Origin of the sequence: Streptomyces sp. NPDC002884, assembly GCF_040295245.1 — a bacterium.
In the GTDB taxonomy this organism is placed as follows: Bacteria; Actinomycetota; Actinomycetes; order Streptomycetales; family Streptomycetaceae; genus Streptomyces.
The window spans coordinates 86,176-99,393 of the sequence record NZ_JBEOVB010000003.1; the positions used below are offsets into that span (position 1 = coordinate 86,176).

The 13,218-nt window shown below is 73.3% G+C and carries 12 protein-coding genes; 6 read left to right on the forward strand and 6 right to left on the reverse strand.

The window, feature by feature from the left end:
• Positions 1-82: 82 nt before the first annotated feature.
• Positions 83-985, forward strand: coding sequence for a LysR family transcriptional regulator (locus ABT070_RS07775; RefSeq protein WP_351756213.1), 903 nt, complete (start codon positions 83-85; stop codon positions 983-985).
• 155 nt (positions 986-1,140) lie between these two features.
• On the opposite strand, the gene pdxR is transcribed toward ABT070_RS07775, so the two are convergent.
• A complete protein-coding gene (gene pdxR, locus ABT070_RS07780) occupies positions 1,141-2,685 on the reverse strand; it encodes a MocR-like pyridoxine biosynthesis transcription factor PdxR (RefSeq protein WP_351756215.1) in 1,545 nt (514 codons plus the stop codon).
• A 21-nt stretch (positions 2,686-2,706) separates the two neighbouring features.
• On the opposite strand from pdxR, the gene ABT070_RS07785 reads away from it, so the two are divergent.
• Positions 2,707-3,660 carry a DMT family transporter gene (locus ABT070_RS07785; RefSeq protein WP_351756217.1) on the forward strand — a complete coding sequence of 318 codons (954 nt, stop codon included), beginning with the start codon at positions 2,707-2,709 and terminating at the stop codon, positions 3,658-3,660.
• A 20-nt stretch (positions 3,661-3,680) separates the two neighbouring features.
• Here ABT070_RS07785 and ABT070_RS07790 read toward each other — a convergent pair whose 3' ends face one another.
• Positions 3,681-4,457, reverse strand: a complete 777-nt coding sequence (locus ABT070_RS07790; RefSeq protein WP_351756220.1) for an anti-sigma factor antagonist — start codon at positions 4,455-4,457, stop codon at positions 3,681-3,683.
• A 126-nt stretch (positions 4,458-4,583) separates the two neighbouring features.
• Between ABT070_RS07790 and ABT070_RS07795 the strand changes: the two genes are divergently transcribed.
• From ABT070_RS07795 to ABT070_RS07805, 3 genes are all read left to right on the forward strand, one after another.
• Positions 4,584-4,931: a helix-turn-helix transcriptional regulator gene (locus tag ABT070_RS07795; RefSeq protein WP_351756222.1), complete on the forward strand. Its 348-nt coding sequence runs from the start codon at positions 4,584-4,586 to the stop codon at positions 4,929-4,931.
• Positions 4,932-5,171: 240 nt separating this feature from the next.
• Positions 5,172-6,905, forward strand: a complete 1,734-nt coding sequence (locus ABT070_RS07800) for a C40 family peptidase (protein ID WP_351756224.1) — start codon at positions 5,172-5,174, stop codon at positions 6,903-6,905.
• A 120-nt stretch (positions 6,906-7,025) separates the two neighbouring features.
• Entirely contained in the window at positions 7,026-8,213 is a 1,188-nt protein-coding gene (locus ABT070_RS07805) for a cytochrome P450 (RefSeq protein ID WP_351756226.1), read from the forward strand.
• A gap of 13 nt (positions 8,214-8,226) precedes the next feature.
• Here ABT070_RS07805 and ABT070_RS07810 read toward each other — a convergent pair whose 3' ends face one another.
• Positions 8,227-8,400, reverse strand: coding sequence for a hypothetical protein (locus ABT070_RS07810; protein WP_351756229.1), 174 nt, complete (start codon positions 8,398-8,400; stop codon positions 8,227-8,229).
• A gap of 149 nt (positions 8,401-8,549) precedes the next feature.
• On the opposite strand from ABT070_RS07810, the gene ABT070_RS07815 reads away from it, so the two are divergent.
• Entirely contained in the window at positions 8,550-9,227 is a 678-nt protein-coding gene (locus ABT070_RS07815) for a class I SAM-dependent methyltransferase (protein ID WP_502990158.1), read from the forward strand.
• A 35-nt stretch (positions 9,228-9,262) separates the two neighbouring features.
• Here ABT070_RS07815 and ABT070_RS07820 read toward each other — a convergent pair whose 3' ends face one another.
• The 3 genes from ABT070_RS07820 to ABT070_RS07830 all read right to left on the reverse strand — a co-directional run bounded on the left by ABT070_RS07820 (position 9,263) and on the right by ABT070_RS07830 (position 12,991).
• On the reverse strand, positions 9,263-9,835 hold the full coding sequence (locus ABT070_RS07820; protein WP_351756232.1) for a phosphatase PAP2 family protein: 573 nt from the start codon (positions 9,833-9,835) through the stop codon (positions 9,263-9,265).
• Entirely contained in the window at positions 9,828-11,210 is a 1,383-nt protein-coding gene (locus ABT070_RS07825) for a diacylglycerol/lipid kinase family protein (RefSeq protein ID WP_351756235.1), read from the reverse strand. Before ABT070_RS07825 ends, ABT070_RS07820 begins: the two co-directional genes overlap by 8 nt.
• Before the next feature lie 68 nt (positions 11,211-11,278).
• On the reverse strand, positions 11,279-12,991 hold the full coding sequence (locus ABT070_RS07830; RefSeq protein WP_351757322.1) for a tetratricopeptide repeat protein: 1,713 nt from the start codon (positions 12,989-12,991) through the stop codon (positions 11,279-11,281).
• Between the last annotated feature and the right edge of the window lie 227 nt (positions 12,992-13,218).

A 13,218-nucleotide genomic window follows, 5' to 3' on the forward strand; every position in this document is an offset into this window, starting at 1 on the left:
TCCCACTCACCCTCCCAACGGCCCCGGTAGCGGTCCAATGCGTGTTTTCGAGGCTGTCATCGAAGCTGGCTATGATTCGCGAATGATCGACTTGAGTCGGCTGCGTGTGCTGGTCGCCGTCGCCCGTGAAGGTTCGATCACCGCTGCCGCCGAGGCGCTGCACTACGCCCAGCCGTCGGTGAGCCATCAGCTCGCCAAACTCGAGGCCGAGGTCGGCATGCCGCTGTTGCAGCGGATGGGGCGCGGAATCCGGCTCACCGAGGCCGGCCGGCTCCTGGTGGACCGCGCCGAGTCGATCCTCGCGCAGGTCGAAGCGGTGCACGCCGAACTGGACGAACTGGCCGGGCTGCGCACCGGCCGGGTCCGCCTGGCCGCCTTTCCCTCGGCGCTGGCCACCCTGGTACCGCTTGCGGCGGCGCGCGTCGCCGACCGGTATCCCGGCATCGAGCTCATTCTGCGCGAAGCCGAACCGCCGGATGCGCTCAGCGCCCTGCGCAACAACGACGTCGACGTGGCGCTGATCTTCGAGCACGGCGACCCGCCCCAGCGTGATCGCCGCGACACCACCATGACACCGCTTCTCGACGAGCCGTTGTACGTGGTCACACCGGCGGACCGCTCCTGGGACGGCCCCCGGGCGGAGTTGACGACCTACGCCGACACTCGCTGGATCGCCGGATGCGATCGCTGCCGCGAGCATCTCGTCGCGGCCTGCGGGCGGGCCGGGTTCTCCCCCATCGTCGAGTTCGAGACCGACGACTACGTCGCCGTGCAGGCGCTCGTGGCGGCCGGGCTGGGCGTGAGTCTGCTGCCCGGGCTCACCCTCCTCGCCAACCGGCATCCCAGGGTCAGGCTCGACCGGATTCCCGGTATGCGCAGGCAGGTCGTGGCCGCCGTGTACGGCAAGCCGCCCGCGTCCCAACCGGCCCAAGTACTCCTCGACGCGCTCGACGCGACCCTGTCCGAACCGGAATGGCCGTCCTGACGACGATCGACGGCCGGCAACCGCCCGTGAGCCGACGGCCCGTGAGCCGGCCGCCCGTGAGTCCACCGCCCGGCAGGTCGGCGAACCCTGGCCCCCGCGAGATCCTCATCCACCTGCACGACGTCGAAGCCACCACCTGCCCGGGTGCCCCCTGATCACCTGGTCGTCTCCTTCCGCACACCGCGCAGGGCGTCGCCGATGACGGCGATGCCCTCGTCGATCCCGTGGGCGGGGCCCGCCGCGTAGCCGAGCACCAGGCCCGGGGGGCCGGGGGTGATCCTGTGCCAGGACAGCGGGTGCACCTTGACGCCCCGTGCGAGAGCGGCCGCGGCCAGGTCGGTGTCGTGGAAACCGTTGCGCGGCCCGTCGAAGGTGACCATCAGGTGGAGGCCGGCGGCCGCCCCGTGGACGCGGGCACCCGGCAGGTGCTCCTCGACGGCCCGCAGCATCGTGTCCCGGCGTCGACGGTGGCGCAGCCGTACATGGCGCAGGTGCCGTTCCAGCTCGCCCGAGTCCATCAACCGGGCGAGGACCAGCTGGGTGAGGATGCCGTTCCCGAGGTCCGCGTACCGCTTGGCCGTCACCAGGGCGTCCATCCGGCCCGGCGGAACGAGGAGCCAGCCCACCCGGAGCGCGGGCGCGAGCAGCTTCGAGACGCTGCCCGCGTAACAGAGGCCCTCGATCGCCAGCGAGCGCAGCGCCGGCACCGGCGGCCGGTCGTAGCGGTGCTCGGCGTCGTAGTCGTCCTCGATGACCACCCCGCCCTCGGCCACCCAGTGCAGCAGCTCGCGGCGGCGTTCCCCGTCGAGTACGACCCCGGTGGGGAACTGGTGGGCCGGGGTCAGCAGCACCGCACGAGCGCCACCGGCGCGCAGCGCGCCGACGTCGAGGCCGTCGGCGTCCACGGGGACGGGGACGGTCGTGTGGCCCCCGTACTCCAACTGCTGGCGCGCTCCGAGGGATCCGGGGTCCTCGACGGCGATGCGGCGGATTCCGTCCGCGCGCAGGAGCTGCCCGAGCAGGCCGAGGGCCTGCGCGACGCCCGCGACCACCACCACCTCGTCCGGGTCGGCACGGATGCCGCGGTTGCGGGCCAGCCAGCCGACCACGGCCCGCCGCAGGGCCAGGGCGCCTCGGGGGTCGCCGTAGCCGAACTCGGCGGGGGTGACGTCGGCGAGGACGGCCCGTTCGGCGCGCAGCCACTCGGTGCGGGGGAAGGCGGCGAGATCGGGGACACCCGGCGAGAGATCGATCCGGCAGGGCAGGGCGCGCAGCGCGTCGACGACGCCTTCGCGGTCGGCCGACCCGAAGAGCGCGGGCCGCCCGGCCTCCCCCGCGCCGCGGGCGCGGGCGCGATCGGGCGGCGAGGCGGGAGCCGCCACCACCACCGTTCCGCGCCGGCCGCGACCGGCGATCTGACCGGACTCGGCGAGCCGCCGGTAGGCCTCGGTGACCACGCCCCGGGTGACCCGCAGCTCCTCGGCGAGCACTCGGCTGGCGGGCAGCCGCGCTCCGACGGACAGCCGGCCGTCGGCGATGGCCGACCGCAGCCGGTCGGTGAGCCAGGCGGTGCGCCCACCGGGCGGCGCCTGGCCGATGTCCAGCTGGAGGAAGTCCGAGCCGACCGCCGGGACGGCTGCCGCGCGTGGCTTTTTGGACCCCTCGGCCGATGACTTCGTGGACCTGCCCATGGAGTCCATTGTGAGGGCAGGGTGGACGGCATGGACACACCTTCCGCGCCGTTCGTCCAACTCGTCCCGGGGATGGTCGGGATGACGCTCGTCGGCAGCAGCGTCACCGTCTCTCACACGCTCGTCGACGCCCCGCTGTTCACCGCCCAGGCCGTCCGGTACGCGGCCGCGACCGCGATCCTGGTGGTCCTCGCCCGGCTGGCGGGTGCTCGCCCGACATGGCCACGGGGACGGGAGTGGCTGTGGCTGACCGGGCTCGCGGTCACCGGTCTCGTGCTGTTCAACGTGGCCGTGGTCCGGGGGGTCGCGCACGCGGAGCCCGCGGTGGTCGCCGTCGCGGTGGCGTGTGTCCCCCTGGTTCTCGGGGTGGTGGGTCCGCTGCTGGAGCGGCGCAGGCCGAGCGGGCAGGTCCTGTGGGCGGCACCGGTCGTCATGACGGGCGCGGTGCTGGTGGTGGGAACCGGCCGCACCGATGCCGTCGGGGTGGCCTGGGCGGCGCTCACCCTGGGCTGCGAGGCCGCGTTCACCCTGCTCGCGGTGCCGGTACTGCCACGGCACACGCCGTGGGGGGTGTCCGTGCACGCGACGTGGCTGGGCGGGGCGCTGCTGGCCGTCCTCGGCGTGGCACATGAAGGGCCTTCGGCGGCACGGGAGTTGTCCGGGGCCCAGTGGGCGGCCGTCGGCTACCTGGCGCTGATGGTCACGGCGGCCGCCTTCGTCCTGTGGTACTCGACGGTGCGGTCCGTCGGAGCCGGGCGGGCCGGACTGCTCACCGGCATCGCGCCACTGGCAGCGGCGGCCGTCGGCACCGTCACGGGCGCCGGCGTGCCAGGGCCGTCGGTATGGCTGGGCATCGCCGTGGTGATCGCCGGCCTGGTCGGTGGGCTGCGGCCACGAAACGTCCCCGCCGGGAGACGCACGGCGACGGACACGGATCACATGGCCCCGGCGGATCCCCCGCCCGCCTCGGTCCGCTCCGGGTGACGGCGCACCCCGTGGACCGGTCAGGGCGAGGGGGTCTCCGATCTGACCTTGGCCACCGCCGCGGCGACCTGTTCCTGTACGGCGTCCGCGGGCGGTTCGCCCCGTACGGCGGCGACCAGGTCTCGGGCGAGGTGGTACAGCTTGGTGTTGGTGTTCTGGGAGGCCAGGACCAGCACCCGCCAGGCCTCCTCGACGCCCAGTCCGAAGGACGCCATGAGGATGCCCCGGGCCAGGTCGATCACCGGGCGGGTCTGCATGGCGCGCCGCAGCTGGACGACCTCGATGCGCAGGTCGTCCAGGGTGCCGTGGTCCGTGCCTCGGGCCGGCGGGTGACCATGGTCCGCCTCACCCTCAGCGGCCCCCTCGGTCCCCTCGTCGCGGGGGCCGGGGGCGTCGGGGCCGACGGCGTCGAACAGCGTCCGGGTGCCGGTGAGGGTCAGCAGCCGTTCGACCGCGGGGCTCACCGTGCGCAGGGCGAGCGTCTTGCCCAGCTTCAGGCTCTGCTCGTGCAGATCGAGCAACACGTTCAGAGCGGAGCAGTCGCAGAACGCGACGCCGCCGAGTTCCAGATCCACGCCGCGCGCCGCGTCACCGAGCGCCGCACGCAGGGCCTGTGCCAGTTGCCCGGCCGAGTCGAGGTCCAGCTCGCCCCGCACCGTCACGACGACACGGTCGCCGTCGGGACGGACACCGATCCGGGGCGCGGGGCCCGGCCGAAAGGCACGCGCACCGCTCACCTCCGCACCGACGAAGGCGTCTCCGCCTTCGGCGTTCGCGTCACAAGCTCGTTCCGGCATGACCGCCTCCCCGGTCAGTCCACTGGTCTCCTCCAGATTCACCCCGCCGCCCGTCACACGTCAACAGATACACGAAATAAAGTTCCGGCCTTTGTATACGTGAATAACCAGCCGTACAATCGCCCCATGGACGGAGTGCCCGAGTCACACAACGGATGGACGTTTCTCACCAACCACGCCCGTGTGTTGGCCGCCATCGCCGACAATCACAGCGCCCGCATCCGGGACCTGGCCGCACACTGCCGGCTCACCGAACGGGCCGTTCAGAAGATCATCGCGGACCTGGAACAGGCCGGCTATCTGTCCCACACGAGGGAGGGGCGCGGCAACACCTACCGGGTCGAGTCCGGCAAGGTGCTGCGCCACCCGGCCGAGGCGGGCCTGAGCGTGGCCGCCCTGCTGTCCCTGCTGGCCCAGGACGACGCCGGCCGCGTCCGGCACCCGGAGACCGGGGCGGCCGACCCCCGTTCGTGACCGGTCCGCGACGGTCCGTGCAGCGAGCAAACCTGATGGCGGCCGCAAGAGACGAAGGTCACGAATACGTATCGGACATTTGACGCTCCAATCTTCACGCCAGCCTCACAAGTTGGTTAAGTTGACGCCCAGGCCGTACGACTGCCCGTCAGGGCAGGGGGCTTGGGGGCACCTGGCAACAAGGGTCGCCCGGATTCCGCCGCCGAGTGGCAGGCGGAGGACGGAAGGAGAACGTCTTCCATGGCGACGGATCGCAGCCCGCGCTCCCCAGGCGGCAACACCGACGAGCCGAGCCGGGCGGAGATCCAGGAGCGGGTCAACTCGCTCTACGACCGGGCCGAGTCCGACACGGGCTCCTACAACATCACGCGCGCCCAGTCGAGCAGGTCCCGCGGGACGGTCACGTCCGTCGCCAACAGCGGGCGCGGGTCGAGCGATCCGTCGCTCGACGCGGTGGCCAAGCAGTGGTTCGACGTGGCCCGTGGCCGGGTCGGTCCGGTGACGCCCGCCGTACTGCCGGCCGACCGCCAGCCCGCCCGTCCGGCCCGGGCCGCTCGCCCGGCGAGCGCACCGGAGCGGCCCGCCGACAGCTCTGCCGTACGGGAGTTGGAAGCGGCTCCCCGGCGCGTCCCGGAGCTGACCGCGCGCGCTGTCGCCGCTCTCCCCGCGGCCCCCGAGCCGCGCCAGGAGGCGCCGAGGGCCCTGCTGCCCGCCGTCCCCGCCCAGGCCGCCGCGCCCGCCAGGACCGCTTCCCCCGCGTCCGCGCCCACCGACCGGCAGGCCTCGCTCAAGAACACCAAGGAGCGGAACGGGCGGAAGCTCGCCGCGGCCAGGGAGGTGCTGGCCCGGGCCCTCGCCCAGCCCATGCGGTCCCAGCCCATGCAGTCCCCGTCCCTGCAGCCCCAGTCCCTGCCCATGGCGTCCCTGCCCGCGCCGACCGCCACCGCCCCCTCGCTGTCCGCGCCTTCCCTGTCCGCGCCCTCCCTCCCCACGACCGTCATGCCCACGACCGGGACGCAGCCGGCCGGGGCGCAGCCGGCCCAGCAGCCCTGGGACACCGCGGAGCAGCTGGCCTTCCGTGCGGAGATCACCGCCGCGTGGGCGGGACGGCCGCCCGCCGCCGCTCCCGGCACGACGTCACCGATCGGCGCGGACGGACATCTCGCGACAGGTGAACTCGGCTTCGCCGCACCGGCGTCGGGCTTCGCGGCGCCCGAGACCGCCTTCGCCTTCCCCATGCCCTCTGCGGCGCCGGCTCCGGACCCCCTGACCTCGGAACTCGGCGCCGTCACAGCGCCGTCCGGCTATCCGATGCCCGAACTCGGCCTGCCCGCGACGGAGTCCGGCTTCATGGCGCCCGGCGCCCCGGTCGCCCCCGGCTATCCGCCGTCGGAACTCGGCTTCACCACCCCGGCATCGGGTTACGCGACGTCCGGTCCCGCTCCCTCCGCGCCCATGCCGAGCTACCAGGCCCCCCTGGCGGACGTGCTGACCGCTGGTGCCGCTTACCCGGCCCCGCCCGCTCCCGCGGCTCCCGCCGCCCCGCTCCCCGAGGCCGTCCTTCCGGCCGTCGCCCCGACCGATGTCACGGTCAGCACCACCGGTACGGCCTACCTGGGGAAGGCGGACAAGGCTCTCGCCTTCGCCCGGGCGCAGATCGGCCGGCCGTGCGTGTGGGGGGCGACCGGACCGGAGTCGTACGACTGCTCCAGCCTCACGCAGGCCGCGTGGCGGTCCGCCGGGGTGACCCTGCCACGCTCCGCCATCGACCAGGCGAAGGCCTTCACCCGGATCAGCCTGGCCGAACTCCGCCCCGGCGACCTCGTCTTCTTCTTCGACGACCTCAGTCACACCGGCCTGTGCACGGGCAACGGCATGATGATCCACGCCCCCGGTCCGGGCACGTACATCCGCGAGGAGGCGATCCTGCCGTTCGGGGAGGGCGCCCTGCGCGGCGCCGTCCGGCCCGCCTGAGTTCCGACGGGTCCTGCCGGGCGGGAGAGTTGTGCGCCCGCCCGCGCATGGCCGGTAAAGGCGCATCGCGCGGGCGGCCGTCGCGGCGACACTGTCGTCCGGTGCGACGATGGGGGACCAATGGGGGACGCGCGGGAGAGCGTGCGCAAGGTCGAACGAGGGCCCGCCCGGCCGGGCTGCCCGGTACACCGCGGCGCGGACGGGACATGGGAGGTCCGTGGGTTCACGGCCGCCCGTGAGGTGCTGCGCGCCACGGACACGGTGCAGGCCGGACTCGGCATCGAGACCGTGGAGAAGCTGCCGGCGCGCGTCCGCCGTCCCGTGCTCTACCAGGACGGTCCCGGACACCGCGAACAGCGGCGGCAGACCGCCCGGTTCTTCACACCGCGGCACGTGGACGAGCACTACCGCGAGCTGATGACGCGGATCGCCGAGGAGCAGACGGCGGCGCTCCGGGCCACCGGTACGGCGCAGTTGTCCGACCTGAGCTTCACCATGGCGATCGAGGTGGTGAGCGACATCCTCGGGCTCACCCACAGCCGCCCGGGTCTCAAGTCCCGGCTGGAACGCTTCTTCCCCGAGGAGTTCGGGCAGCCCGGGCTCACGAGCCTGCGGGGTCTGTACTGGCTGTTGCGCCAGAACACCAACTGGCTGCGCATCCATCTCGCCGACGTCCGCCCGGCGATCCGTGCGCACCGGAAGCGGGAGCGGGACGACCTGATCTCCCATCTGCTGGCCGAGGGATGCTCGGGCGCGGAGATCCTCGGCGAGTGCCTGACGTACGCGGCGGCGGGCATGGTCACCACCCGGGAGTTCATCTGCGTCGCGGCCTGGCATCTGTTCGACGACCCGGAGCTCCTCGGCCGGTACCGCGTGGCCGAGGAGCCGGAGCGGCTCGAACTGCTCCGGGAGATCCTGCGGCTGGAACCCGTCGTGGGACGCCTGTCCCGCCGGGCCACCGCGCCGATGCGGGTCGGTGAGGCGTCGATCGGCCCCGGTGAGCTGCTCACCGTCTTCGTCGACGAGGCCAACGCGGACCCGGACGGCGTGGGCCGTGACCCGGACCTGCTGCGGCCCGGCCGGCTGCGGGACCTGGGGCCGGGGGCGGCGGGGCTCGCCTTCGGGGACGGCGCCCACCGCTGTCCGGGCGCCGCTGTCGCCGTCCTGGAGGCGGACGTGCTGCTCAGCAGGCTCTTCGCGCTGGACGGTCTCCGGATGACCGGCAGCCCGCGGGTGTCGTTCAAGGACGAGATCGGCGGCTACGAGATCCGGGAACTGACAGTGACCGTGCCCAGGTCGGCGAAGTGAGCCGCCGAGCCCCTCAGCCCATCACGGAGTTCGTGCGGGACTGAGCCCGCCTGGCGTTGTTGTAGGCGCGCAGGAGGTGTTTGGAGACGGCGCACGGCGCCATGTCGAAGTGGCACTGACGGCAGGTGCGTGCGTGCTCCTCATAGGCGGTACGGGACTCTTGCAGAGCGTCCTCAAGCGAGGGCATGGGGGTCCTCCGAACGAAGCGACGGTTACCCGGGGGCTTGGCTACTCACCAGTAGGGCCCGCGTCAAGAGGATTGGATCATGTTACTTACGGTAGTGGAAAATACGATTCCGGCCGTTTCCCGGAAGGCGAGCCCCCGGCCGGGGCACCATGACGGCGCGGGACTCACACACCACCACGAAGGGAACCGGCTTGGTCGGCGAGGACGGCGGGCAGCGTGCGGCGCGGGTGTTCGACGCGCTGGGGCCCGTGTACGAGAAGGCGTTCGCGCACTCGGAGGCGCACCACAGATCCCTGGAGTGGCTGCTGGGGCGGCTCGCCCCGGGCGGCAGGGTACTGGACGTCGGCAGCGGCACGGGACGGCCGACGGCCGAGACCCTCGCCCGGGCGGGCCACCACGTGCTCGGCGTCGACGTCTCCCCCGTCATGGTGGAGCTGGCGGCCCGGCAGGTGCCCGAGGCGGAGTTCCGGTGCCTCGACGCACGTGAACTTCCGCTGGAGGAAAGCTCGTTCGACGCAGTCTGCGTGTACTTCTCGCTGCTGCAACTGGACCGCGCGCAGCAGGCCGGGCTGGTCGGGCGGCTGGCCCGGGCGCTCCGGCCGGGAGGCAGTCTCGCGCTGGCCACCGTGCCGCTGGACGTGGCGGGCGTCGACGCCGTGTTCATGGGGCAGCCCGTGCGGGTCACGAGCTTCGCCGACGAGGATCTCGTCGACATGGTCACCGGAGCCGGCCTGACCGTGCTGGCCGAGGAGAACATGCTGTTCACCCCCGACCATCCCGAGGCAGTGCCGGAACCCCACCTCTTCCTCCACTGCGGCAGGGAGTAGGACCGCTCTCGGCCCTCTCGGCCCTCTCGGCTCCCTCAGGCGTGCTTACGCGCGGTGATCGCCAGGACCAGGGCCGCCGAGCCCGTGCCCAGCAGCGCTCCGGCCACGACGTCGCCCGGGTAGTGCACCCCGGTGTGGACCCGCGAGTAGCCGACCGCGCAGGCGAGCAGGCCCAGCGGCACCGCCGAGACCGGCAGGGTCGGACCGACCGCGGCCGCGAAGGCGACGGCCGAGGCGGTGTGCCCGGACGGGAAGGACGCCGAGTGCGGCATCGGCACATGCCGCCCCGGGAACGGCGAGTCCTCGGCGCGGTGCGGTCGCGGACGGCGTACGAGCTGCTTGCCGAGCAGGTTCGCGGTCGCCGAGGCGACGCCGATGGCCGCGACGCCGAGCGCGGCGGCGCGGCGGGGACGGCCGCCGCGCAGGGCGAGCGCGGCGGCGACCGCGAAGGACAGCTTGGAATGGTCGGCCGCCGCGGACAGCCGGCGCAGCGCGCTGTCCAGGGTGGGCGTTCTGGTCACGCTGACCGTCTCGTACAGGGCCTGGTCCATGGTCGCGAGGTCACGGACCAGATGCGAGGTGGGGAGCTTCGGCAGACGGTCAGACATCGTAGGCCTCCTTGATCGTGCGAGGGTCGGGATGGCCGAGCGCGAGGCGGACGATGCGCCGCCAGTCGACCGTGGGGGGCGCGTAGGCCGCGCCCGGGCGGTGCCGGGGCACCCGGACCCGCAGCGCGGCGGGCCGTACCGTGCACACGACGGGGGTGGCCAGTTCGAGTGCCTCGCCGTCGACGGCCACCGCGATGCGGTCGCGGTCCGCGTCGACGACGACACGCCGGGACGTCACCGAGGTGATGCTGCCCGCGCGCTCGCCGAGCAGCGCGAGTTCGGCGGCCTGGGCGGCGCCCTCCACCCGGACGCCGATCACCCCGAGCAGTCCGGCGTCCAGCCGGGGCCGGCGTCCGCCGCCGAGCGGGTCGGCGCGGGCGTAGGCGTTGTTGCTGACCAGGAGTGCCTGCGGCGCGTGCAGACGGGTGTCGTCCGTCTGCACGTCCAGGGTCGGACCGGCCTCGCCCTGGAGCAGGTCGGGCAGGTGGTCGAGTGCGGTGGCGGCCTTGGCGTCGCGGTAGTCGGGGCTCTGCACTATCTCCGCGTACGCCCCGAAGGAGACGGTGTTGACGAAGGCCCGGCCGCCGACGTCCCCGAGGTCCACGCGGAGTTCGACGCCGTTGGTGAGGGCGTCGAGGCTGAGGGTGGGGTCGGTGCGGTCGAGGCCGAGGTCCATGGCGAAGTGGTTGCGGGTGCCGGCGGCGATCACCAGGAAGGGCACGTCGTGTTCGGCGGCGACGGCCGCCACCAGTGCCTGGGTGCCGTCGCCGCCCGCGACACCGAGCAGGTCCGCGCCCTCGGCGACGGCCTGCCGGGCCTCCGCCTCCGGATCGGTGTAGACCTCGTCGGCGCCGAGCACGACCACCCGGGCGCCGAGCGCCTCGGCGCGCGCGACGAGCCCGTGCTTGACGACCTTGCCGCCGCCCGAGCGCACGTTCATGATCAGGACCGGGCGGCGCGGCGGCGGAGTCCTGCGGCCGTGCATGCCCTTCGGACGGCGCACGCTGCGCAGTGAGGCCCGGGCCGAGGCCAGCGCCCCCGCCCACAGCGCGAGCGCGCCCACCGCCACCGGCCACAGGCCGGACAGGGCGTACAGCACCACCACGCCCACCGGCGCGGTGACGGCCACCAGCCCGCCGAGCAGCCGGGCTCCGCCCCGGTGCGCCAGCATCCACCACACGCCCGCCCCCGCCAGCGCGAGGAGTACGAACCCGATGAACAGGACCAGCCAGCCGCCGGATCCCGCACCCGCCATCACCACCGCGACACACGCGGCGACCAGCACCAGGGCGAGCCGGGCCCAGCCCCGCGCGCGGGCGACGGCGTCCCGCTGTGTCGGGCCGACGTGCGGCAGCGACCATTTCTTCCCACGCATCTCGTTCACCGTGCGCCCGCCATGCTCCGAGGCCCCCTCAGTCGCGTCGACAGCGCCGACGATCTCGATCAATTGTCCATGGCGCAGCACCCGGATGTGACCGAGGTCCCGGTACCGGTGCCCGTGTCGCCGTCGAGACGGCAGAAGCAGGACGCCCGGACGGGTACGTCGGCCAGGGCGGTGGCGAACTTCAGCTGCTGGGCCACGATCCGCGCCTCGGCGGTCCTGCCCAGCCGGACCAGGCACTCGTGGTAGCCGTGCAGGGACCACACGTTGCCGGGGTGCTGGGACGGACGGGGCAGCGTGTCGTCCAGACCGAGGTCGGCGCGGTAGACCGCCTCGGCCTCCTCGATCCGCCCCTGCTCCAGCAGCAGGGCGCCGTACGCGTGCCGGGTGGGCTGCATCCAGCCCCAGGGTTCGTCGTAGGGAAGGCGGTCGTCCAGTTCGACGGACCGCTCCAGGGCGGCGAAGGCGAGGTCGTGGTTGCCCCTGCGGTACTCCAGTTCACCGTCGAGCATCGCGGACGCGATCGCGAGGATGTCCCGGCAGGTGTTGTTGAACAGCATCCGGGTCTCGGGCACCCGGTCGGCCGCCGAGCGGAACAGGGAGCGTTCCGCCTCGGCCTCGGCGACCCGGCCGGTGGCGGAGAGCGCGACGCCGCGGGCGTAATGGCGCATCGCGGTGGTCACGCTGTGCAGGACCGGGTCGGCGGGCGGCGGCGCGTCGAGGACGTCCTGCCAGCGGCCGAAGCGGATCAGTACGTGGAAGCGCATGGTGCGGAACGCCTCCAGCCAGTCGGCCATGGGCGGGCTCTGCACGCGCAGCAGCTCCTCCGGGATGGAGGCCTCCAGCCGTTCCACGGTCTCCAGCGCGGTCCCGTACCGGCCCAGGAACATCGCGCCGTAGATCTTGAAGTGGTAGTCGTGCGAGCGGTACAGCGTGTAGAAGTTCATCGCGCCGGAGCGCGTCCGGTACTTCTCGTCGGCGGTGATCGCGGCGGTGTTGTCCGTGACGACGCGCCGGTAGTCGCCGCACAGCACGTCGAGGTGCGAGGGCATGTGCTGGAGGTGACCGGCGTCGGGGACCAGGCCGCGCAGCCGGTCGGCGACCTGGAGGGCCGCCTCGGGGGTCGGCGACATCTCCATGAGGTGGATGTAGAAGTGCAGGACGCCCGGATGCGCGTCCGCGGCCCCGTCGGCCAGCGCGCGGTCGAGCACCTCCTTCGCCTCCGGTGTGCGGGCGCCCTCGGCCGGCCGGCCCGTGCGCACGTCCCACAGCTGCCAGGGGGTGAGGTTCATCAGGGCGTCGGCGTAGAGGGCGGCGACGTCGAGGTCGTCGGGGGCCAGTTCGTGGACGGCCCGCATGGCGTCGGCGTAGGGCTCGTTCCACACCGAGCAGTCCTCGGCGGGACGGGTCTGCGGATAGCGGGCGCGCAGCGCGCCGATCAGGGCCCGTTCGACGGGGGTGGCGGCCCCGGCCCTGCGGTGGGCGAGCTCGACGGCTTCGTGCGTACGGGCGACGGTCCGTGCCAGGTCCTGCTCGTCGAAGAACTCCCACGGTTTGTTGTAGTTGGGCCCGAGCGCGTAGGCGATGCCCCAGTGGGCCATGGCGCAGTCGGGATCGGCGCGGACCGCGGCCTCGAAGCAGGCGACGGCCTCCTCGTGGTGAAAGGCGTACGACCAGACCAGTCCGCGGTCGAACCACAGCTGTGCCTCGGCGGACGAGGTCGTCACGGGCCGGCCGTGGGTGCCGAGGTCGTAGTCGTACGAGTCCCCGGACATCGTGTGCTCCGCCTGCTCCGCCCGCTCGGTGTGCTCCGTGTGCTCCATGGGTCTCCCATCGTCGCCCGCGCTTCGCACGACGTATACCGCGCGGTCCGGCGCGGGGGCGGTGGCTCGTGGACCGGAGCACCCGTACGGGGGCGCGGAGACCCGTGGGTCGCACCGAGGGCCCGTCGGCGGTCCGACGGGCCCTCGGTGGTGTGGCCGAGTCTCAGTACCGCACCTCA